At 68.0% G+C, this 20,223-nt stretch carries 19 protein-coding genes; 10 read left to right on the forward strand and 9 right to left on the reverse strand.

Annotation, left to right across the window (positions count from 1 at the left end; genetic code table 11):
• The first annotated feature begins 46 nt into the window (after positions 1 to 46).
• Complete coding sequence (locus A5688_RS00135) at positions 47 to 757, forward strand: ABC transporter permease (protein WP_242660234.1); 711 nt, start codon at positions 47 to 49, stop codon at positions 755 to 757.
• A 161-nt stretch (positions 758 to 918) separates the two neighbouring features.
• Positions 919 to 1,854 carry a COX15/CtaA family protein gene (locus A5688_RS00140; protein WP_120312433.1) on the forward strand — a complete coding sequence of 312 codons (936 nt, stop codon included), beginning with the start codon at positions 919 to 921 and terminating at the stop codon, positions 1,852 to 1,854.
• On the opposite strand, the gene A5688_RS00145 is transcribed toward A5688_RS00140, so the two are convergent.
• Positions 1,804 to 2,466, reverse strand: coding sequence for a hypothetical protein (locus tag A5688_RS00145; protein ID WP_068268007.1), 663 nt, complete (start codon positions 2,464 to 2,466; stop codon positions 1,804 to 1,806). The genes A5688_RS00140 and A5688_RS00145 overlap by 51 nt on opposite strands.
• 19 nt (positions 2,467 to 2,485) lie before the next feature.
• Here A5688_RS00145 and A5688_RS00150 point away from each other — a divergent pair, with 19 nt between their 5' ends.
• Complete coding sequence (locus tag A5688_RS00150) at positions 2,486 to 3,460, forward strand: quinone oxidoreductase family protein (RefSeq protein WP_067836120.1); 975 nt, start codon at positions 2,486 to 2,488, stop codon at positions 3,458 to 3,460.
• Between the two features lie 15 nt (positions 3,461 to 3,475).
• Here A5688_RS00150 and A5688_RS00155 read toward each other — a convergent pair whose 3' ends face one another.
• Positions 3,476 to 3,877 carry a hypothetical protein gene (locus A5688_RS00155; protein ID WP_067836118.1) on the reverse strand — a complete coding sequence of 134 codons (402 nt, stop codon included), beginning with the start codon at positions 3,875 to 3,877 and terminating at the stop codon, positions 3,476 to 3,478.
• A gap of 112 nt (positions 3,878 to 3,989) precedes the next feature.
• Positions 3,990 to 4,916 carry a heme o synthase gene (locus A5688_RS00160; RefSeq protein ID WP_067836116.1) on the reverse strand — a complete coding sequence of 309 codons (927 nt, stop codon included), beginning with the start codon at positions 4,914 to 4,916 and terminating at the stop codon, positions 3,990 to 3,992.
• 255 nt (positions 4,917 to 5,171) lie between these two features.
• On the opposite strand from A5688_RS00160, the gene tkt reads away from it, so the two are divergent.
• The 7 genes from tkt (at position 5,172) to A5688_RS00195 (ending at position 13,123) form a co-directional block, all read left to right on the forward strand.
• Positions 5,172 to 7,271, forward strand: a complete 2,100-nt coding sequence (tkt, locus tag A5688_RS00165; RefSeq protein WP_067836114.1) for a transketolase — start codon at positions 5,172 to 5,174, stop codon at positions 7,269 to 7,271.
• A gap of 16 nt (positions 7,272 to 7,287) precedes the next feature.
• A complete protein-coding gene (tal, locus tag A5688_RS00170) occupies positions 7,288 to 8,409 on the forward strand; it encodes a transaldolase (protein ID WP_067836112.1) in 1,122 nt (373 codons plus the stop codon).
• Positions 8,406 to 9,950, forward strand: coding sequence for a glucose-6-phosphate dehydrogenase (gene zwf / locus A5688_RS00175; protein WP_067836110.1), 1,545 nt, complete (start codon positions 8,406 to 8,408; stop codon positions 9,948 to 9,950). Before tal ends, zwf begins: the two co-directional genes overlap by 4 nt.
• Positions 9,951 to 10,001: 51 nt before the next feature.
• On the forward strand, positions 10,002 to 10,913 hold the full coding sequence (gene opcA / locus A5688_RS00180; RefSeq protein ID WP_067911656.1) for a glucose-6-phosphate dehydrogenase assembly protein OpcA: 912 nt from the start codon (positions 10,002 to 10,004) through the stop codon (positions 10,911 to 10,913).
• Positions 10,910 to 11,665: a 6-phosphogluconolactonase gene (gene pgl / locus A5688_RS00185; RefSeq protein ID WP_067911659.1), complete on the forward strand. Its 756-nt coding sequence runs from the start codon at positions 10,910 to 10,912 to the stop codon at positions 11,663 to 11,665. Before opcA ends, pgl begins: the two co-directional genes overlap by 4 nt.
• 110 nt (positions 11,666 to 11,775) lie before the next feature.
• Positions 11,776 to 12,174 (forward strand): ATPase, encoded by a 399-nt coding sequence (locus A5688_RS00190; RefSeq protein WP_067836104.1) that lies wholly within the window; start codon positions 11,776 to 11,778, stop codon positions 12,172 to 12,174.
• A gap of 19 nt (positions 12,175 to 12,193) precedes the next feature.
• The gene (locus A5688_RS00195) at positions 12,194 to 13,123 is read left to right on the forward strand and encodes a histone deacetylase family protein (protein ID WP_067911662.1); all 930 of its coding nucleotides are present in this window, start codon (positions 12,194 to 12,196) and stop codon (positions 13,121 to 13,123) included.
• Between the two features lie 34 nt (positions 13,124 to 13,157).
• Here A5688_RS00195 and A5688_RS00200 read toward each other — a convergent pair whose 3' ends face one another.
• From A5688_RS00200 to gap, 6 genes are all read right to left on the reverse strand, one after another.
• A complete protein-coding gene (locus A5688_RS00200) occupies positions 13,158 to 13,949 on the reverse strand; it encodes a DUF4239 domain-containing protein (protein ID WP_068268010.1) in 792 nt (263 codons plus the stop codon).
• A 74-nt stretch (positions 13,950 to 14,023) separates the two neighbouring features.
• Entirely contained in the window at positions 14,024 to 16,831 is a 2,808-nt protein-coding gene (gene ppc / locus A5688_RS00205; RefSeq protein ID WP_067911303.1) for a phosphoenolpyruvate carboxylase, read from the reverse strand.
• 52 nt (positions 16,832 to 16,883) lie between these two features.
• On the reverse strand, positions 16,884 to 17,117 hold the full coding sequence (gene secG / locus A5688_RS00210) for a preprotein translocase subunit SecG (protein ID WP_067132831.1): 234 nt from the start codon (positions 17,115 to 17,117) through the stop codon (positions 16,884 to 16,886).
• A 30-nt stretch (positions 17,118 to 17,147) separates the two neighbouring features.
• Entirely contained in the window at positions 17,148 to 17,933 is a 786-nt protein-coding gene (gene tpiA / locus A5688_RS00215) for a triose-phosphate isomerase (protein ID WP_067836096.1), read from the reverse strand.
• A gap of 14 nt (positions 17,934 to 17,947) precedes the next feature.
• Entirely contained in the window at positions 17,948 to 19,177 is a 1,230-nt protein-coding gene (locus A5688_RS00220; RefSeq protein ID WP_067836094.1) for a phosphoglycerate kinase, read from the reverse strand.
• Between the two features lie 3 nt (positions 19,178 to 19,180).
• Positions 19,181 to 20,200: a type I glyceraldehyde-3-phosphate dehydrogenase gene (gene gap / locus A5688_RS00225; RefSeq protein ID WP_067836092.1), complete on the reverse strand. Its 1,020-nt coding sequence runs from the start codon at positions 20,198 to 20,200 to the stop codon at positions 19,181 to 19,183.
• Between the last annotated feature and the right edge of the window lie 23 nt (positions 20,201 to 20,223).

Raw genomic sequence — 20,223 nt, forward strand, 5'->3', positions numbered from 1 at the left:
CGCGGGCACCTTCGCTCCCGATCCGCGGCCCAGCGCGGTGCCGAAAATGCTTGCCGCGCAATTCGGCTTGGAGCTCAAGCTGCTGCTGCGCAACGGCGAACAGCTGCTGCTGACCATGTTCATCCCGATCACGCTGCTGGTCGGGCTGACGCTGCTGCCGCTCGGTTCGTTCGGCCAGCACCGCGCGGCCACCTTCACCCCGGTCATCATGGCGCTCGCGGTGATCTCGACGGCGTTCACCGGGCAGGCGATCGCGGTCGCCTTCGATCGGCGCTACGGCGCGCTCAAGCGGCTCGGGGCCACCCCGCTTCCGGTGTGGGGAATCATCGCGGGCAAGTCCCTGGCCGTGGTCACCGTGGTGTTCTTGCAGGCAATCCTGTTGGGCGCCATCGGTTTTGCGCTCGGCTGGCGACCGGCGCCGGCGGCCCTGGTGCTGGGCGCGGCGGTCATCGCGCTGGGCACCGTGGTGTTCGCCGCGCTGGGGTTGCTGCTCGGGGGGACGCTGCGCGCCGAGATCGTGCTCGCGGTCGCCAACCTGATGTGGTTCGTCTTCGCCGGACTGGGCGCGCTCACCCTGGAAACCGGCATAACGCCGACGGCGGTCAAGCTGGCGGCCCGGCTGACCCCGTCGGGCGCGCTCACCGAGGCGCTCTCGCAGGCCATGACCATGTCGGTGGACTGGTTCGGGGTGGTCGTTCTGGCGGCGTGGGGCGCGGTGGGCGCGCTGAGCGCGCTGCGCTGGTTCCGCTTTACCTGACGGTTTGCAGTAGCCGGGTTCGCGACACGTAAACCACGCACACGACACGCCGCGGCGAGTGTGCGTGGCTTACGTCTCGGCGCCGGCTCGGTGCGACCCGGGCGTACTACGGGCCGTAGTTTTCGGTGCCTTAGGATCGGGCCGTGGTTGGACGGATGCTGATGCGAGTGGTGGACCTGCTCCCCAACCCGAGCCGGCGCGTGCAGCGCCTGATCGCCGCGGCCGTCATCCTCACCCAGGGCGGCATCGCCATCACCGGCGCGATCGTTCGCGTCACCGCCTCGGGACTGGGTTGCCCGACCTGGCCACAGTGCTTCCCGGGCAGCTTCGTCCCGGTGGCCCACGCCGAGGTGCCGCGCATTCATCAGGCCGTCGAATTCGGCAACCGGATGGTCACCTTCGCCGTGGTGATCACCGCCGCGCTGGCGGTGCTGGCCGTAACCCGGGCGCGGCGACGCCGCGAGGTACTGGTCTACGCCTGGCTGATGCCGGTGTCGACCGTCGTGCAGGCGGTGATCGGCGGCATCACCGTGCGCACCGGGCTGCTGTGGTGGACGGTGGCCATCCACCTGCTGACGTCCATGACGATGGTGTGGCTGGCGGTGCTGCTCTACGTGAAGGTCGGCGAGCCCGACGACGGGGTATTGCGCCGGCGCGTGGTCAGGCCGCTGCGCGCCCTGACGGCCCTGTCCGGCCTGAACCTGGCCGCGGTGCTGGTCACCGGCACGCTGGTGACCGCCGCCGGCCCGCACGCGGGGGATCGCAGCCCCACCCGGACCGTGCCACGGCTGAAGGTCGAGGTCGACACCCTGGTGCACATGCACTCGTCGCTGCTGATCGCCTACCTGGCGCTGCTGGTGGGGCTGGGCTTCGGGCTGCTCGCGGTCCGTGCCGCCCGGCCCGTCCTGGCGCGGCTGGCGGTGCTGCTGGTGCTGGTGTTCGCACAGGCCGCCGTCGGCACCGCCCAGTACTACACCGGGGTTCCCGCCGTGCTGGTCGCCCTGCACGTGGCCGGGGCCGCGGCGTGCACAGCGGCCACCGCGGCGCTATGGGCGTCCATGCGAGAGCGGGCCGAGCCCGAACCGCTCGCAGGCTGACTCCACCGCCACGGCGAACCGCCGCTGGGCGAGGTCGCGGGCCGCGGGGTCCAGTCGCCGCCAGCCCAGCGCCGGCGCGACCAGGTCGAGCCCGACCAGCCGCCCGCCGGCCACGTCGGCCCGCGCATAGAGCAGCTCCCGGGCGGGGACGCCGGTGCGGCCGGCGGCCGCGGCCAGCGCGGCGTAGCCGAGGTCCCACGCCTCGAAATCCGGCTCGGCCGGCCAGGCGTGCGACCGCTCTCCGCCCAGAAAGACCAACGCCGCCTCGGGCGCCGCGTCCGGCGCGGTGGGCACCCCGTCGTCCTCCAGGTCGCGCAAACACCGCTCATCGAGGTTCCAGGCGAGCGCGTCGGGCGGGTTGAGCAGGTGGGGCACGCGCCGGGTCCAGGCCAGGAATTCGTCGCGCCGAGCCGGGTAGTCGGCGACGGCGCGCAGTATCACCAGATCGGCGTCCAGGGTGTCCCGATCGTCCCAGGACAACCGGCGCGCATGCAGACCCCGCGTGCGCAGCGCGGCCACCAGACCGGCATCGTCGGCCGTCCGGGCCGCATCGTCGCCGGACCCCGCGAGCACGATGCGGGGATGGAAGACGTCCGGGCGAGCGAGTTTCATGCCCGGGCATGATAAGCACATGCACGCAATCGAAGTCAGCGAAACCGGCGGCCCCGAGGTGCTGCGCTACGTCGAGACGGCCACGCCCAAGCCCGGGCCGGGCGAGGTGCTGATCAAGGCCGAGGCCATCGGCGTCAACTACATCGACACCTATTTCCGCTCCGGGCTCTACGAGCGGGAGTTGCCGTTCATCCTCGGTTCGGAATTGGCCGGCACCATCGAGGCGCTCGGTGACGGCGTGGACGGGTTGCGCGTCGGCGATCGCGTGGTCAGCGCCGCGGCGTCCGGTGGCTATGCCGAATACGCCACGGCCCCAGCGCATCTGACCGCCACCGTGCCCGACGGCGTGGCCGCCGACGTGGTGGCCTCGGCGCTGCTGAAGGGGTTGACCGCCCATTACCTGCTCAAGTCCGTGTATCCGGTGCAGGCGGGCGACACGGTGCTGGTGCACGCGGGTGCGGGCGGTGTCGGCCTGATCCTGACCCAGTGGGCTCACCTGCTCGGCGCGCGGGTGATCACCACGGTCTCGACCCCGGAGAAGGAGCGGCAGTCCCGGCGGGCGGGCGCCGACGAGGTGCTCCCCTATCCTGACGACGCGGCGGCGTTCGGCGAGCGGATTCGTTCGCTGACCGACGGCGCCGGGGTGGCCGCGGTCTACGACGGCGTGGGCGCGACGACGTTCGACGCCAGCCTGGCCAGCCTGGCCATCCGGGGCACGCTGGCGCTGTTCGGCGCGGCCAGCGGACCCGTTCCGCCGTTCGACCCGCAGCGCCTCAACGCCGCCGGGTCGGTGTTCTTGACGCGGCCGTCGCTGGCGCATTTCGTCCGCACCGGCCAGGAATTCAGCTGGCGGGCAGAGGAATTGCTCGCCGCGATCGCCGGCGGCGACATCACCGTCGAAGTCGGCGGACGCTATCCCCTGGCCGACGCGGCCCGTGCCCACCAAGACCTGCAGGGCCGCAAGACCACGGGCTCGATTGTATTGCTGCCCTAAGTAATTCGAGCCGCGTTAGGCGTGCGGGCAGAAGATTCCGAGGATCTGCTGGCAATTGTCTCTATTGATCAGGCCCGGCGGCGGTGGTGGTGGCGGCGCCGGCGGGTTGTCGCCGTCCCAGATGTTCTGCGCGACATTGCCCTGCCCGAACCAGACGTAATAGTAGGTGTGGCAAATGTTGTTGTCCCAGACGACGGGGTTGGTGACATGGTTGCCGGTCGGCGGCAACGGTTGCCCGGGGCACCAGCGGCACGGCCCCTGCGGGTGGTCGTTCGGACAGCCGGGCCAGGCGTCCAGCGGCATCGGCCCGGGGTGAGCTTCGGCGACACCCGTGGTGATGCCCACGTCGCAGAAGGCCAGTCCGGCCGAGAGCAGCGCCCCGGCGACCAACGTCCTGACGATGCGGTGATTTGCCATGCCTGAAGTGTGATCCCGTGGACCGGCTACCGATCCCATATCCGAAATCACTTCTCGAATTCGCAGAACGACGCGTTCTGCGCCACCGCGGTGACGTGACTCGGCGACCGGCTCAGAACAGGTGCGGCAACCCGATGGCCGAGTCGACGGCCAGCGCGCAGAACACCACTGCCAGGTAGTTGTTCGACTGGAGGAACAACCGCAGCGGCTTGACCGGTTCGCCGGCGCGGACCCCGGCGTAGAGCTGATGGGCCATCGCCAGGAACCACACCCCGGCCACCACGGCGACCGCGGCGTACAGCCACCCGGTCGCCAGCGCCAGCGCCAGCGTGGCCAGCACGGTCAGCCAGGTGTAGATCAGGATCTGCTTGGTCACCTGACGCTCGGTCGCCACGGCCGGCAGCATCGGGACGCCCGCCGCCTTGTAGTCGTCCTTATAGCGCATCGCCAGCGCCCAGGTGTGCGGCGGAGTCCAGAAGAAGATGATGGCGAACATCACCAGCGCGGGCCATTGGATGGTGCCGGTGACTGCCGACCAGCCGATCATCACCGGCATGCAGCCGGCGGCGCCGCCCCACACCACGTTCTGCGAGGTGCGGCGCTTGAGCAGCAGTGTGTAGACGAACACGTAGAACGCGATCGTCGCCAGGGCCAGCAGCCCGGACAGCAGGTTCGTCGTCCACCACAGCCAGAAGAACGACGCCACCGTCAGCACGAGGCCGAGCATCAGGGCGTTGCGGGTGGGCACCGCGGCCCGGGCCAGCGGCCGGCGCGCGGTGCGCTTCATCACCTTGTCGATGTCCGCGTCGGCCACACAGTTGAGGGTGTTGGCGCCGCCGGCGGCCAGCATTCCGCCGATCAGGGTGTTGACGATCAGCAGCGGGTTCACGGTGCCACGCTGCGCCAGCAGCATCGCCGGGATCGCGGTGACGAGCAGCAGTTCGATGACCCGCGGTTTGGTCAGCGCCAGATAAGCCAGCACCGTGCCTTGCACTCGGCTTGGCAGTTGGCTCGGCGCGGCGCGCCCGCGAACGCTCACGCAATAACTCCTCGGGGTCGCAGCGGCGCGCAGCATCTACTACACACGATGGTAGACCGCGTGGAGGCAATGGCCCGCCCGCGGGTCCATTCCCGCAGATTTTTCCCAGTTTTCCGAACTGAATGTTAAGCGCTTTCGACCGGCGCGTAATTTTCACATCTGCCGGCGGTGGGTACCCCAAATCCTGCGCTGCAAGAGCCGGCCCTCCCGCACTAGGGTGGGATTGATCAGCTCGATGACCCAAGGACTGAGTCTGTGACGACACTCGAAGAGATCTCCACGCTGACCCAACCGCACCTGCCCGACGACTGGACCGAGCTCGACTCGGCCGCCGTCGACACCATTCGGGTGCTGGCCGCCGATGCGGTGCAAAAGGTCGGCAACGGCCATCCCGGGACGGCGATGAGCCTGGCGCCGCTGGCTTACACCCTCTTCCAGCGGACGATGAGCCACGACCCCAGCGACACCCACTGGCTGGGCCGCGACCGGTTCGTCCTGTCCTGCGGGCACAGCAGCCTGACCCTGTACATCCAGCTCTACCTGGGTGGCTTCGGGCTGGAGCTGTCCGACATCGAGTCGCTGCGCACCTGGGGATCCAAGACACCCGGACACCCGGAGTTCCGGCACACCAAGGGCGTTGAGATCACCACCGGCCCGCTCGGGCAGGGCCTGGCCTCGGCGGTGGGCATGGCGATGGCCGCGCGCTACGAGCGCGGGCTGTTCGATCCCGACGCCGCCCCGGGCACGAGCCCGTTCGATCACTTCATCTACGTGATCGCCTCCGACGGCGACATCGAGGAGGGCGTCACCTCGGAGGCTTCGTCACTGGCCGCCGTGCAGCAGCTGGGCAATCTCATCGTCTTCTACGACCACAACGAGATCTCGATCGAGGACGACACCAACATCGCCCTGTGCGAGGACACGGCCGCGCGCTACGAGGCCTACGGCTGGCACGTGCAGAGGGTCGAAGGCGGCGAGAACGTCGTCGGCATCGAGGAGGCCATCGCCAACGCGAAGGCGGTCACCGACCGGCCGTCGTTCATCGAGTTGCGCACCATCATCGGCTATCCCGCACCCAAACTGATGAACACCGGCAAGGCGCACGGCGCGGCGCTGGGCGACGAGGAAGTGGCGGCCGTCAAGAAGGAACTCGGCTTCGACCCCGACAAGACCTTCGAGGTGCGCGACGAGGTGATCGCGCACACCCGCAAGCTGGTGGACCGCGGCAAGGAAGCGCACGAGAAGTGGCAGGCGGACTTCGACGCCTGGGCGCAGGGCCAGCCCGAACGCAAGGAACTACTGGACCGGTTGACCGCCGAAAAGCTGCCCGACGGCTGGGACGCCGACATCCCGGTCTGGAAAACCGACGACAAGGCGCTGGCCACCCGCGCCGCGTCCGGCAAGGTGCTCAACGCGATCGGCCCGAAGCTCCCCGAGTTGTGGGGCGGCTCGGCCGACCTGGCGGGCAGCAACAACACCACCATGGACAATGTCAAATCCTTTGGCCCGCCGTCGATTTCGACCAAGGACTACACGGCGGACTGGTACGGCCGCACGCTGCACTTCGGCGTTCGCGAGCACGCGATGGGCGCCATCCTGTCCGGCATCGTGCTGCACGGGCCGACCCGGGCCTACGGCGGCACCTTCCTGCAGTTCTCGGATTACATGCGCCCCGCGGTCCGGCTCGCCTCGCTGATGGACATCGACACCATCTACGTGTGGACGCACGACTCCATCGGGCTCGGCGAGGACGGCCCGACCCACCAGCCGATCGAGCACCTCGCGGCGCTGCGCGCCATCCCGAATCTGTCGGTGGTTCGCCCGGCCGACGCCAACGAGACCGCCTACGCCTGGCGCACGATCCTGGCCCGCGGCAACGGCAGCGGCCCGGTCGGACTGATCCTGACCCGCCAGGGCGTGCCGATACTCGAAGGCACCGACTACGACGGCGTGACCCGGGGCGGATACATCCTGGGCTCCGACGGCGAGGATGCCGGTCAAGACCCCGACGTGGTGCTGATCGCCACCGGCTCGGAGGTCCAGCTCGCGGTCGAGGCACAGAAGTTGTTGGCGGACAAGGACATTGTGGCGCGGGTGGTTTCCATGCCGTGCGTCGAATGGTTCGAGTCCCAGCCCGCCGACTATCGCGACAGCGTGCTGCCGCCGACCGTGTCGGCCCGGGTGGCCGTCGAGGCCGGCGTCGCGCAGAGCTGGCACAAGCTGGTCGGTGATACCGGCAAGATCGTCTCGATCGAGCACTACGGCGAATCCGCCGACTACAAAACCTTATTCCGTGAATTCGGCTTCACCGCCGAAGCCGTCGCTGCCGCCGCGGAAGAAGTAGTGGACAACTGAGGAAAGGGTAATTCACATGACCGCTCAGAACCCGAATCTGGCGGCGCTGTCCGCCGCAGGCGTATCCGTCTGGCTCGACGACCTGTCGCGTCAGCGACTGCAGTCGGGCAACCTGCAAGAGCTGATCGACACCAAGAGTGTCGTCGGCGTGACCACCAACCCGTCGATCTTCCAGAAGGCGTTGGCGGAGGGCGATTCCTACGACGGCCAGATCACCGAGCTGGCCGAGCGCGGCGCCGACGTGGACGCGACCATCCGCACCGTCACCACCGACGACGTCCGCAACGCGTGCGACGTGCTCAAGCGAGAGTGGGAGGCCTCCGACGGCGTGGACGGCCGGGTGTCCATCGAGGTCGACCCGCGGCTGGCCGCCGAGACCGACAAGACCACCGCGCAGGCCGTCGAACTGTGGAAGATCGTCGACCGGCCCAACCTGTTCATCAAGATCCCGGCCACCAAGGCCGGCATCCCGGCCATCACCGCCGTTCTGGCCGAAGGGATCTCGGTCAACGTCACGCTCATCTTCTCCGTCGAGCGGCACCGTCAGGTGATGGACGCCTACCTGGCCGGCCTGGAAAAGGCGCGCGAGGCGGGGCACGACCTGTCCAAGATCCATTCCGTGGCATCGTTTTTCGTGTCCCGGGTGGACACCGAGGTCGACAAGCGGCTGGAAAAGATCGGGTCCGAGGATGCGAAGGCGCTGCTGGGGCAGGCGGGGGTGGCCAACGCCCGGCTCGCCTATGCGGCCTACCAGGAGGTGTTCGAGGGCGGCGATCGCTACGAGTCGCTCAAGGCCGACGGGGCTCGCGTGCAGCGTCCGCTCTGGGCGTCCACGGGCGTCAAGAATCCCGACTACTCCGACACCCTGTATGTCACCGAACTGGTGGCGCCCAACACGGTGAACACCATGCCGGAGAAGACGATCGACGCGGTCGCCGACCACGGTGAGATCAAGGGCGACACGGTCACCGGCACCGCCGGGGCCGCCCAGGAGGTGTTCGACAAGCTGGAGCGGATCGGCATCGACCTGACCGACGTCTTCAAAGTGCTGGAAAACGAGGGTGTGGAGAAGTTCGTGGATTCCTGGACCGAGCTGCTGGAGGAAACGCAGAAGCAGCTGGATTCCGCCTCGAAATGAGCCCAGCCCGCACCCCGCAACAATGGCATAACCCCTTGCGGGACAAGCGCGATAAGCGGCTCCCGCGCATCGCGGGGCCATGTGGGATGGTGATCTTCGGCGTGACCGGCGACCTGGCCCGCAAGAAGGTCATGCCGGCGATTTACGACCTGGCCAACCGCGGGCTGTTGCCACCCAGCTTCTCCCTGGTGGGTTTCGCCCGCCGCGATTGGAGCACGCAGGATTTCGGCGAGGTGGTGCACGAGGCCGTCAAGGAACACTGCCGCACGCCCTTCCGCCAGGAGAACTGGGATCGGCTGGCCGAGGGATTCCGTTTCGTGCCAGGCGCTTTCGACGACGATGAGGCGTTCGGCAGGCTGGCCGAGACCCTGGACAAGCTGGACGCCGAGCGTGGGACCGGCGGCAACCACGCCTTCTATCTGGCCATCCCGCCCAAGTCCTTCCCGGTGGTGTGCGACCAGCTGCACAAGTCCGGGTTGGCGCGCCCGCAGGGCGAGCGGTGGAGCCGGGTGGTCATCGAGAAGCCGTTCGGTCACGACCTGGAGAGCGCGCAAGCCCTGAACAAGGCTGTCAACGCCGTCTTTCCTGAGGAGGCGGTGTTCCGGATCGACCACTACCTGGGCAAGGAGACGGTCCGCAACATCCTGGCGCTGCGGTTCGCCAATCAGTTGTTCGACCCGATCTGGAACGCGCACTACGTCGATCACGTGCAGATCACCATGGCCGAGGACATCGGCCTGGGCGGGCGGGCCGGTTATTACGACGGCATCGGCGCCGCGCGCGACGTCATTCAGAACCATCTGATGCAGCTGCTGGCGCTGACCGCGATGGAGGAGCCGGTCAGCTTCAGCCCGTCGGCGTTGCAGGCCGAGAAGATCAAGGTGCTCTCGGCCACCCAGCTCGCCGAGCCCCTCGACGAGACCACCAGCCGCGGCCAGTACACCGGCGGCTGGCAGGGCGGCGAGAAGGTCGTCGGGCTGCTCGACGAGGAAGGGTTCGCCAAGGACTCGACCACCGAGACGTTCGCGGCGATCACGCTCGAGGTGGACACCCGCCGCTGGGCGGGTGTGCCCTTCTACCTGCGGACCGGAAAGCGGTTGGGCCGCAGGGTCACCGAGATCGCCCTGGTGTTCAAGCGCGCGCCACATCTGCCGTTCGACGCGACCATGACCGACGAGCTGGGCGCCAACGCCATGGTGATCCGTGTGCAGCCCGACGAAGGTGTCACGCTGCGCTTCGGCTCCAAAGTGCCGGGCACCGCGATGGAGGTCCGCGACGTCAACATGGACTTCTCCTACGGCTCGGCGTTCGCCGAGGAGTCGCCGGAAGCCTACGAACAGCTGATCCTCGACGTGCTGCTGGGCGAGCCGTCCCTGTTCCCGGTCAACGAAGAGGTCGAATTGGCTTGGGAGATACTCGATCCCGTGCTCGATAACTGGGCGGCTGACGGCAAGCCCGAGCCCTACGACGCGGGCACCTGGGGTCCGGATTCCGCGTTCGAGATGCTGCGCCGCACCGGCCGGGAATGGCGGCGACCCTGATGATCCGCGCCGTGACGATGCAGAGCGCAGCGATGAGGAGGAGCGGCGCCCGTGATCATTGACATGCCGGACGCCACCACCACGGCCGTCAACAAGAAGCTCGACGAACTGCGGGAGAAGGTCGGCGCCAACGCGATGGGCCGGGTGCTGACCCTGATCATCGCGCCGGACAGCGAGGAGATCCTCGAGGAGTCGCTGGACGCGGCGAACAACGCCAGTCACGAGCACCCCAGCCGGATCATCGTGACGATGCGGGGCAATCCGTATGCGGACAAACCGCGCCTGGATGCGCAGCTGCGCGCCGGCGGTGACACCGGCGCCAGCGAGGTCGTGGTGCTGCGGCTGTCCGGACCGTTGTCGGGTCACGCCGCCAGCGTGGTCACCCCCTTCCTGCTGCCCGACATTCCGGTGGTGGTCTGGTGGCCCGACGTCGCGCCCGCGGTCCCCGCGCAGGACCCGTTGGGCCGGTTGGCCATTCGGCGCATCACGGATGCGACCAACGGGGTTGACCCGTTGGCCGCCATCAAGAGCCGGCTGCCCGGATACACCGCGGGCGACACCGACCTCGCCTGGGCGCGCATCACCTACTGGCGCGCGCTGCTCACCTCGGCCGTCGACCTGACGCCGCACGAGCCGATCGAGTCGGCGCTGGTGTCCGGTCTGGGGACCGAGCCCGCCCTGGACATCCTGGCCGGGTGGCTGGCGAGCCGGACCGACGGCCCGGTGCGCCGGGCGGTCGGCGAGCTCAAGATCGAACTGGTGCGCAAGAACGAGACCATCGTCTTGAGCCGGCCGCAGGAAGGAAGGACGGCCACGTTGAGCCGGACGTCCCGGCCGGACGCCCTACTCCCCTTGGCGCGCAGGGAAACCGGTGAGTGCCTCGCCGAAGACCTGCGTCGACTGGATCCCGACGAGATCTATCAATCCGCGCTCGAAGGCATCGAGAAAGTGCAATACGTGTGAGCATCAGCATCGAAGTTTTCCCGCACAGCCAGACCATGGTCGAAGCCGCCGCCACGCGGCTGACCGATACCATCGCGAACGCCGTCGCGGCGCGGGGCCGTGCGCTCGTCGTGCTGACCGGCGGCGGCACCGGCATCGGACTGCTGGAGTCGCTGGTAGAACGCGAGATCGAGTGGTCCAAGGTGCATCTTTTCTGGGGCGACGAGCGCTACGTCCCGGAGGACGATGACGAACGCAACGAAAAACAGGCGCGGGCCGCGTTGCTCTCCCACGTCGACATCCCGTCCAGCCAGGTGCACCCGATGCCGGCCAGTGACGGTGAGTTCGGCAATGACCTGGCCGCGGCGGCGCTGGCCTACGAGCAGTTGCTGGCCGCCAACGCCGCACCCGGGCAGCCGGTGCCGAATTTCGATGTGCACCTGCTCGGCATGGGCCCCGAGGGACACATCAACTCGCTGTTCCCCGACACCCCGGCCGTGCTGGAAACCACCCGCATGGTGGTATCCGTCGACGACTCCCCCAAACCGCCGCCGGAGCGAATCACCTTGACACTGCCCGCTATTGCGCGCTCGCGCGAGGTCTGGCTGATGGTATCCGGCGCCGGCAAGGCCGATGCGGTGGCGGCCGCCATCGGTGGCGCCGCACCCGTTTCGGTGCCGGCCGCCGGGGCGGTCGGGCTGGACACCACGCTGTGGCTGCTCGACGAGGACGCCGCGGCCAAGCTGCCGTCGCGGACCGGCGAGCAAGGCTGAGGGTCACGTCCGGCTCGGCGCGAGTCGTCTGCGCACTGCGCTTGCACATCCGCTAGCGCTTTCGACGTCGCGGGTCCCTTCGGACTCCCGCCGGCCCGGGCCGGGTCATAATGACGGTCATGGCAGACAGAACCGTGCGCGGGGGGCAAGAGCGAAGCCGGATCAAGACGCTCACCCAGGCCGCGCTGAACGCCGACAAGACGGTGGAGCAGGTCGAAGACGTCCTCGACGGTTTGAGCAACACCATGAAGGAGCTCAGCAGTTCCCTGTCCAGCCTGAACGCCACGGTGGAACGCCTGGAGACCGGTCTGGACCACCTGGATGGCACCATGGCCAGCCTGGACGATCTGGCCAAGCGGTTGATCGCGCTGGTCGAGCCGGTGGAGGCCATCGTCGTCCGGGTCGACGAGATGGTGAAGGTGGGCGAGACCATGATGTCGCCGCTGGCGATCACCGAGCACGCGGTGCGCGGCCTGGTGGACAGGCTGCGCAACCGGACGGCGCAGTAGGCGGATCGGCAGGACCCCGATGGCCACGTTGCTGCTGCACCATTCCGCTTTCGCAGCGCATCAGACCGCGCCGGGTCATCCGGAGCGGCCGGACCGCTACCGCGCGGTCGAGGCGGCGCTGAGCCGGCCGCAGTTCGACGCCCTGATGCGCGAGGAGGCCGAACCGGCCGAACTGGCGACGACGCGCTACGTGCACTCCAATCGCTATGTGGACGCGCTGGAAGCGGCGCGACCCGAACACGGGTACGTGTACCTCGACGGCGGCGACACCATGATGGAGCCCTCGACCTGGGAGACGGCGCTGCGCGGCGTGGGCGCCACGTTGCAGGCGGTGGACCGAGTGCTGGCCGGTGACGCGCAGAACGCGTTCGTCGCGTGCCGCCCGCCGGGACACCACGCCGAAACCGAGCGGGCCATGGGCTTCTGCCTGTTCAACAACATCAGCATCGGCGCGCGTCATGCACAGCGCAAACACGGGCTGATGCGGGTCGCCATCGTCGATTTCGACGTGCATCACGGCAACGGAACCCAGCAGGTCTTCTACTCCGACCCGAGCGTGCTGTATGCGTCCACGCATCAGATGCCGCTGTTCCCCGGGACCGGTGCGGCGCGAGAGACCGGAGTCGGCAACATCTTCAACATGCCGCTGGCCCCCGGTGACGGCGGCGCCGAGCTGCGCGCGGCCTTCGAGGATCGGATAGTGCCCGCCTTGCAAGCGTTTTCGCCCGAGCTGATCATCGTGTCCGCCGGCTTCGACGCCCACGAACGTGACCCGCTCGGTTCGCTGACCATGACGGCCGCCGACTTCGCTTGGGTCACCAGGGAATTGATGAAAGCGGCGGAGACACTTTGCGACGGCAGGTTGGTGGCGGTGCTCGAAGGCGGTTATGACCTGCAGGGCCTCACCGATTCGGTCACCGCGCACGTCGGCGAGCTGCTGAAAGGCTGAGCCAGCTCGTTGCCACGGCCCGCACCGTCAATGCTCAGCGCGGGAAGTAGCGGCTGTCGTTGTCGACCGAATCGAAAATGTCCAGTGCGTGCCGAAACGGCCCGGACGTGATCCGTTGATCGGTCGCATACGAGTGGTCGAGTTGGTACACGACGCACAGCAGCAGGCCCAGCAGAACCGCGACGGTGCTCGACACGACCACGTGACCCACGGTGCTGCCCATCCGCAGGAAGCCCGTAAACGCAACCAGCACAACCGCACCGAAGATCAGGCCCGCCCACATCAACGGCGGTATCCGCGGCTTGGTGCCCACGATGCGCTCGTTACGGTCGGAGGCCAGCTCGCTCAACTGGTGGAGAAATTGCTGATTGATCGGCTTGGCCGCGACATTGGGCTGCTGACGGCCGACGGTGCGGTACATCCGGGTGATCGCAGCGCGCGCGCCGTCGTTGTTCTGCTTGTTCCACTCCGGGCCCGCCACGGCGCTCGCGTACTTGCGCAACAGCTCCTGAACTTCGGTTCGCTCGGGTTCGGGCATCGCGACGGTCTGGCGATACATCGTCGTCAACGCCGACGCCTCGCCGGAGACGACGACCTGAGTGGACGAGAAGTGTTCCCAGGTGGTCACCACCGTAAAGCCCAGCAGGGCACCGTAGATGAATCCGACGACGGTGAGGAACGAGGCGATCGCCGGATTGTGCTCCTTCCCATACCGCTGGGCGGGCAGGATGCGGACGCCCAGCCAGATGGAGCCCACCGCGATCGCGATCGCCACCGCGATGACCGAACCCAGAAACAGCCACAGGGGTAGTCCGGATGCGCTCACTGGTCTCCTCGGTCGACGTCGCGTCGATTCAGGGTATTCGCGACCGGGCCGGCCCGGTGACCAATTCGCCGTAATCAGCCGCTGTTTCGCAGCGCGCTGGCCAGCCCGTTCATCGTCAGCAAAATGCCGCGCTGCACCAATTCGTCGTCGTCGCCGGAACGGTAGCGACGGAGCAACTCCACCTGCAGGTGGTTGAGCGGCTCGAGGTACGGGAAACGGTTGAACACCGAACGCGCCAGCGCCGGGTTGTCGGCGAGCAGGTTGTCCTGGCCGGTGATGAGCTTGTGCATGGCGATGGTCCGCCGGTGCTCGTCGACGATCTTGTCGAAGACCCGGCGCCGCAACTCCTCGTCGTCCACCAATTCCGCGTAGCGCGCCGCCAGGCCGAGGTCGCTCTTGGCCAGCACCTGAGCCAAATTCGACAGCACGCTGCGGAAAAACGGCCAGCGCTGGTACAAGTCGTGCAGCACGTCCACCCGCGCGTCTCCGCTTTCCGGGCCCGCCGCGATCCACTGCTCGAACGCCGACCCGGTGCCATACCAGCCGGGCAGCATGACCCGCGACTGACTCCACGCCAGCACCCACGGGATGGCGCGCAGGTCCGAGATGGACTGGGTGGGCTTGCGCGAGGTGGGCCGGCTGCCGATATTCAGCGAGCCGATCTCGCTGACCGGCGTGGATGCCATGAAGTAGTCGACGAAACCCGGTGTTTCATGCACCAATTCGGCATAGGCGCGCTGCGCCAGCACGGCCACTTCGTCGAGCACCGCATACGCCGGTTCCGCGGTGTCACCCAGCCCCTCGACATCCAGCAGCGTGGATTCCAGCGTGGCGGCCAGCAGACTCTCCAGATTGCGTTGCGCCGCTTGCGGTTCGGCATACTTGGCGGCAATCACCTCGCCCTGCTCGGTGAGCCGCAGTGAACCGTTTACCGCTCCGGGTGGCTGCGCCAGGATGGCCTCGTAGCTCGGCCCGCCGCCACGACCGACGGTGCCGCCGCGACCGTGGAAGAGCCGCAACCGGATTCCGGTCTTGCGGGCCACTTCGACCAGGGCCAGCTCCGCCCGGTACACCGCCCAGCTGGACGCCAGATACCCGCCGTCCTTGTTGGAGTCGGAGTACCCGAGCATCACCTCTTGGCTGTCGTCGCGCGCGGCCACCAGCGCCCGGTAGATCGGGAGTTCGAGCATCGCGTGCAGGATCGTGGCCCCGTTGTGCAGATCGTCGATGGTCTCGAACAACGGTGAGATGCCCACCGGGCAGTACGGCGCATCCCCGGACGCGTCGATCAGACCCGCCTCCTTGAGCAGGATCGCGGCCTCCAGCACGTCGGAGACCGAGCGGCACATGGAGATCACGTAGTTGGGTACGGCGGCCGGTCCGTAACGCTTGATGGCGTGCGTGGCCGCGCGCACCACACCCAGCTCTTTGTGAGCCAGCTCGGACAGTTCGGCGCGGTCGCCGACCAGCGGACGGCGGGTACCGAGCTCGGCGGCCAGCAGCTCGACCCGCTCGTCTTCGGGCAGCGAAGCGTAATCCGGGTGCACCCCGGCCCACGCCAGCAGCTCGGCGACCACTTCCTCGTGCACGTCGGAGTTTTGCCGCATGTCCAGGCCACACAGATGAAACCCGAAGACCCGCACGCCTTCTCGCAGCAGCGCCAAGCGGTCGTCGGCGAGCAGTGCGCTGCCGTGCGCGCGCAGCGACGCGTCGATGGTGTCCAGGTCGGCCAGCAGCTCGGCCGGGGTGGCGTACGGCGGCAACCCCAGGTCGAGCTCGTGCTGCGGTCGCCGGTCCAGGATTTCGGCGCTCGTCGCGGTGAGCCGGGCCCGGACCACCCGCACCGCGCGTCGGTACGGCTCGTCGGCGCGCGCCTTCTCGCCGCAACCCTCGGCCAGTTCGGTCAGCTCGGGCGTGACCGCGACCAGGCGCGCCGACATCGACAGCTCCTGCTCGCAAGCGGTCAGCTCGGTCAGATAATGCTGCAGCGCCGTGAACGCCGCGCTGCCGGTGGCCTGGCGCACCACGTCGCCCGTCACGTTCGGATTGCCGTCGCGGTCACCGCCGATCCACGAGCCGGGCTGCAGGATCGGCTGGTTCAGCAGGTCGGCGTCGGGCCAGCGGCTCCGCAGCGCGTCGCGCAGGCCGGCATTGACCTGCGGAATCACCCTGAAGAACGCGGCGGCGTAATAGCGCAGGCCCACCTCGATCTCATCGGTGATCTGCAGCCGGGACAACCGGATCAGCGCGGTCTGCCACAGCGTGAGGACCTGCCGGCGCAGCTCGAGTTCGATGTCGCGGCCGTCGTCGGTCTCCCGATGCCCCTCGGCGTGCAGCCGCATCAGTTCGGTGATCCGGTGCTGGGTGACGAAGACGGTGCGCCGGCGGGTTTCGGTGGGGTGCGCGGTGATCACCGGGGCCACCACGGCGCCCCTCAGCGCATCGGCGACGGTGGCCGAATCCAGTTGTGCCCGGTCGAGTTTGGCGTAGGTCGCGGCCAGGGTGCTGTCCTGCGGCGCTTCGCCGGCGGCGACGTGAATCGCCCGGCGCCGCTCCCGGTGGATGTCTTCGGCGACGTTGGCCAGCAACGCGAAGTGGCTGAACGCCCGGATGACCGGGATCGCCTGGTGGATGTCGATGCGAAAGAACATTCGCGCCAGGTCGGCCCGGTCGATCTCGGAGCGCCGCACGCGAAACGATTCCACCCGGGCACGTTCGACGAGCTCGAACACCCCGTGTCCGTTCTGCTCGCGAACCGTGTCGCCCAGGATGGTGCCCAGCAGCCTGATGTCGGCCCGCATCGGCTCCGTGGCCTCACGACCCACCAGGGTGCGCTGTACGGCGCCGATCGGTTCCAGCGTGCTGTCGGAAGCCTCAACCATGGGAACCAGTATCGATGCGGATGTCAGCATCCGCCCGTCGACAGGTCGGCCGTCAGCGGTACTTGATCATCAGCGCGATGCCGATGATGCACACCAGCCAGATGGCGGTGATGAAATACGTCAGCCGGTCCAGGTTCTTTTCCACCACCGTGGACCCGGACAGGCTGGACTGCACGCCGCCACCGAACAGCGTGGACAGGCCGCCACCCTTGGCGCGGTGCAGCAGCACCAGCAGCACCACCAGGATGCTGGTGACGACCAGGGTGATCTGCAAAGCCAACTGCATGAGGGCCAGCCTACCGGGGTCGAGCCGGCGTTACGGCAGCGGCCCGCCGGCGGCGATCGCCGCCAGCGTGGCGAACTGCTCGCCGTCCAGGGACGCACCGCCGACCAGACCACCGTCGATGTCGTCGCGGGCGATCAGGTCGCCGACGTTCTTGGCGTTCACCGATCCGCCGTAGAGCACGCGCACGCTCTCGGCGATCTGCGGTGAGGCCAGCGCCCCCAGTTCTTTGCGGATCGCCGAGCACACCTCCTGGGCGTCGCCCGCGCTGGCCACCCGCCCGGTGCCGATCGCCCACACCGGCTCGTAGGCGATGACGACCTTGCCGATCTGTTCGGCGGACAGCCCGGCCAGCGATCCGCGCAGCTGCTCCTCACAGTGAATGACGTGGTTTCCCGCCTCGCGGACGTCGAGGTGCTCACCGATGCACACGATCGGGGTCAATTCGTGCTTGAGCGCCGCGGCGGTCTTGGCGGCCACCACCGCGTCGTCCTCGTGGTGATAGGTCCGCCGCTCGGAGTGCCCGACCACGACGAACGTGCAACCCAGCTTGGCCAGGAAGGCCCCGCTGATGTCGCCGGTGTAGGCACCCGAGTCGTGCTGGGAAAGATCCTGCCCGCCGTAGGTCAGCCGCAGCTTGTCGCCGTCGACAAGGGTTTGCACGCTGCGCAGATCCGTGAACGGCGGCAGCACCGTGACGTCCACCTTGTCGTAGTACTTGTCCGGCAACGCGAACGCGATCTTCTGCACCAGCGCGATCGCCTCGAAATGGTTGAGGTTCATCTTCCAGTTGCCGGCGATCAGCGGTTTGCGGCTCACGACTCTGGGCCTCCCTAGTTGTGGTCGGGCTGGGGTCGGCTCAACACCTCGATACCCGGAAGCGTCTTGCCCTCAAGGTATTCCAGCGAGGCTCCCCCGCCGGTCGAGATGTGCGAGAAGTCGCCCTCCGGGATGCCCAGCGCGCGCACCGCGGCCGCGGAGTCCCCGCCGCCCACCACGCTGAACGCGCCCTTGCCGGTGGCCGCGGCGATCGCCTGGGCGACGCCCTTGGTGCCCGCCGCGTACGCCGGGAACTCGAACACGCCCATCGGACCGTTCCAGAACACGGTCTGCGCGTTGGACAGCAATGTGGCGAACCGCTTGACCGAACCCGGACCGATATCCAGCCCCATCAGGTCGTCCGGAATGGCGTTGGCGGCCACGAACTGTGGTGGCGAATCGGCGGCGAAGTTCTCGGTCACCACGATGTCGCCGGGCAGCCGCAAGACGTCGGCGTAGGTGTCGAGCAGGTTGCGGCAGGTTTCCACCATGTCGGTTTCCAGCAGCGACTTGCCGACCGAGAAGCCCTGCGCGGCAAGGAAAGTGAAGCACATGCCACCGCCGATGACGATGCTGTCGGCCTTGGTGGCCAGCGACTCGATGACACCGAGCTTGTCGGACACCTTCGACCCGCCGAGCACCACCGCGTAGGGGCGCTTGGTGGAGCTGGTCAACTGCTCGAGCACCTGGATCTCCTCGGCCACCAGCGTGCCGGCGTAGTGCGGCAGCAGGGTGGCGATGTCGTACACCGAGGCCTGTTTGCGGTGCACCACACCGAAGCCGTCGGAGACGAAAGCGCCCGTCGGCCCGACCAATTCGGCCAGCTGCCGGGCCAGCGCCAGCCGCTCGCCGTCGTCCTTGCTGGTTTCGCGGGCGTCGAAGCGGATGTTCTCCAGCAGCAGGACATCGCCGTCGGTCAGGCCCTCGGAGCGCGCCAGGGCGTCGGTGCCCACGACGTCGCCGGCCAGCTGGACGTGCCGGCCGAGTTGCTCACCGAGCGCCGCGGCGACGGGCGCCAGCGACAGCTTCGGGTCGGCTCCGCCCTTGGGCCGTCCGAGGTGCGCGGCGATCACCACCTTGGCGCCCGCCTCGACCAGCGCGCGCAGCGTCGGCACCGACGCGGTGATGCGGCCGGGGTCGGTGATTTTCCCGTCGTCGAGCGGCACATTCAGATCGGAACGCACCAGCACGCCGCGCCCCGAAACCCCCTCGGCGAGAAGGTCTTTCAGGTTGTGGATAGCCACGGTTTACAGCGACTTGCCGACCAGGGCGACCAGGTCGACGAGGCGGTTGGAGTAGCCCCATTCGTTGTCGTACCAGGACACCACCTTGGCCTGGTTGTCGATGACCTTGGTCAGGCCGGAGTCGAAGATCGAGCTGTGCGGGTCGGTGACGATGTCGCTGGACACGATCGGCGCGTCGTAGTACTTCAGGATGCCCTTCATCGGTCCCTCGGCGGCGGCCTTCATCGCGGCGTTGATCTCGTCGGCGGTGCCGGACTTCTTCAGCTCGACGGTGAGGTCGGTGACCGAGCCGGTGGGGATCGGCACCCGCAGCGCGTAGCCGTCCAGCTTGCCCTTGAGCTCGGGCAGCACCAGGCCGATGGCCTTGGCCGCGCCGGTCGAGGTCGGCACGATGTTCAGCGCGGCGGCGCGGGCCCGGCGCAGGTCCTTGTGCGGTCCGTCCTGCAGGTTCTGGTCCTGGGTGTACGCGTGGACGGTGGTCATCAGGCCCTTGACGATGCCGAACTCGTCGTTGAGCACCTTGGCGATCGGGCCGAGGCAGTTGGTGGTGCACGACGCGTTGGAGATGATGTTCTGGCTGCCGTCGTACTTGTCGTCGTTGACGCCCAGCACGATGGTGATGTCCTCGTCGGTGGCGGGGGCGGAGATGATCACCTTCTTGGCGCCGGCGTCCAGGTGCCCCTTGGCCTTGCCGGCGTTGGTGAAGATGCCGGTGGACTCGACGACGACGTCGACGCCCAGGTCACCCCAGGGCAGCGCCGCCGGGCCTTCCTTGACCTCCAGCGCCTTGATCTTCTTGCTGCCGACCACGATGGTGTCGTCGCCCTCGAGGCTCACGTCGTAAGGCAGGCGGCCCAGGATGGAGTCGAATTTCAGCAGGTGCGCCAGGCTGGCGTTGTCGGTGAGGTCGTTGACCGCGACAACTTCGATATCAGCGCTGCCTTGCTCCTGTTGAGCCAGTAGGGCCCGGTAGAAGTTCCGCCCGATTCGACCGAAGCCGTTGATACCTACTCGGACCGTCACTTGTCTCTCCTCTGTCTTCTTTC

The sequence above is a fragment of the Mycobacterium mantenii genome (assembly GCF_001667865.1).
Classification (GTDB): domain Bacteria; phylum Actinomycetota; class Actinomycetes; order Mycobacteriales; family Mycobacteriaceae; genus Mycobacterium; species Mycobacterium mantenii_A.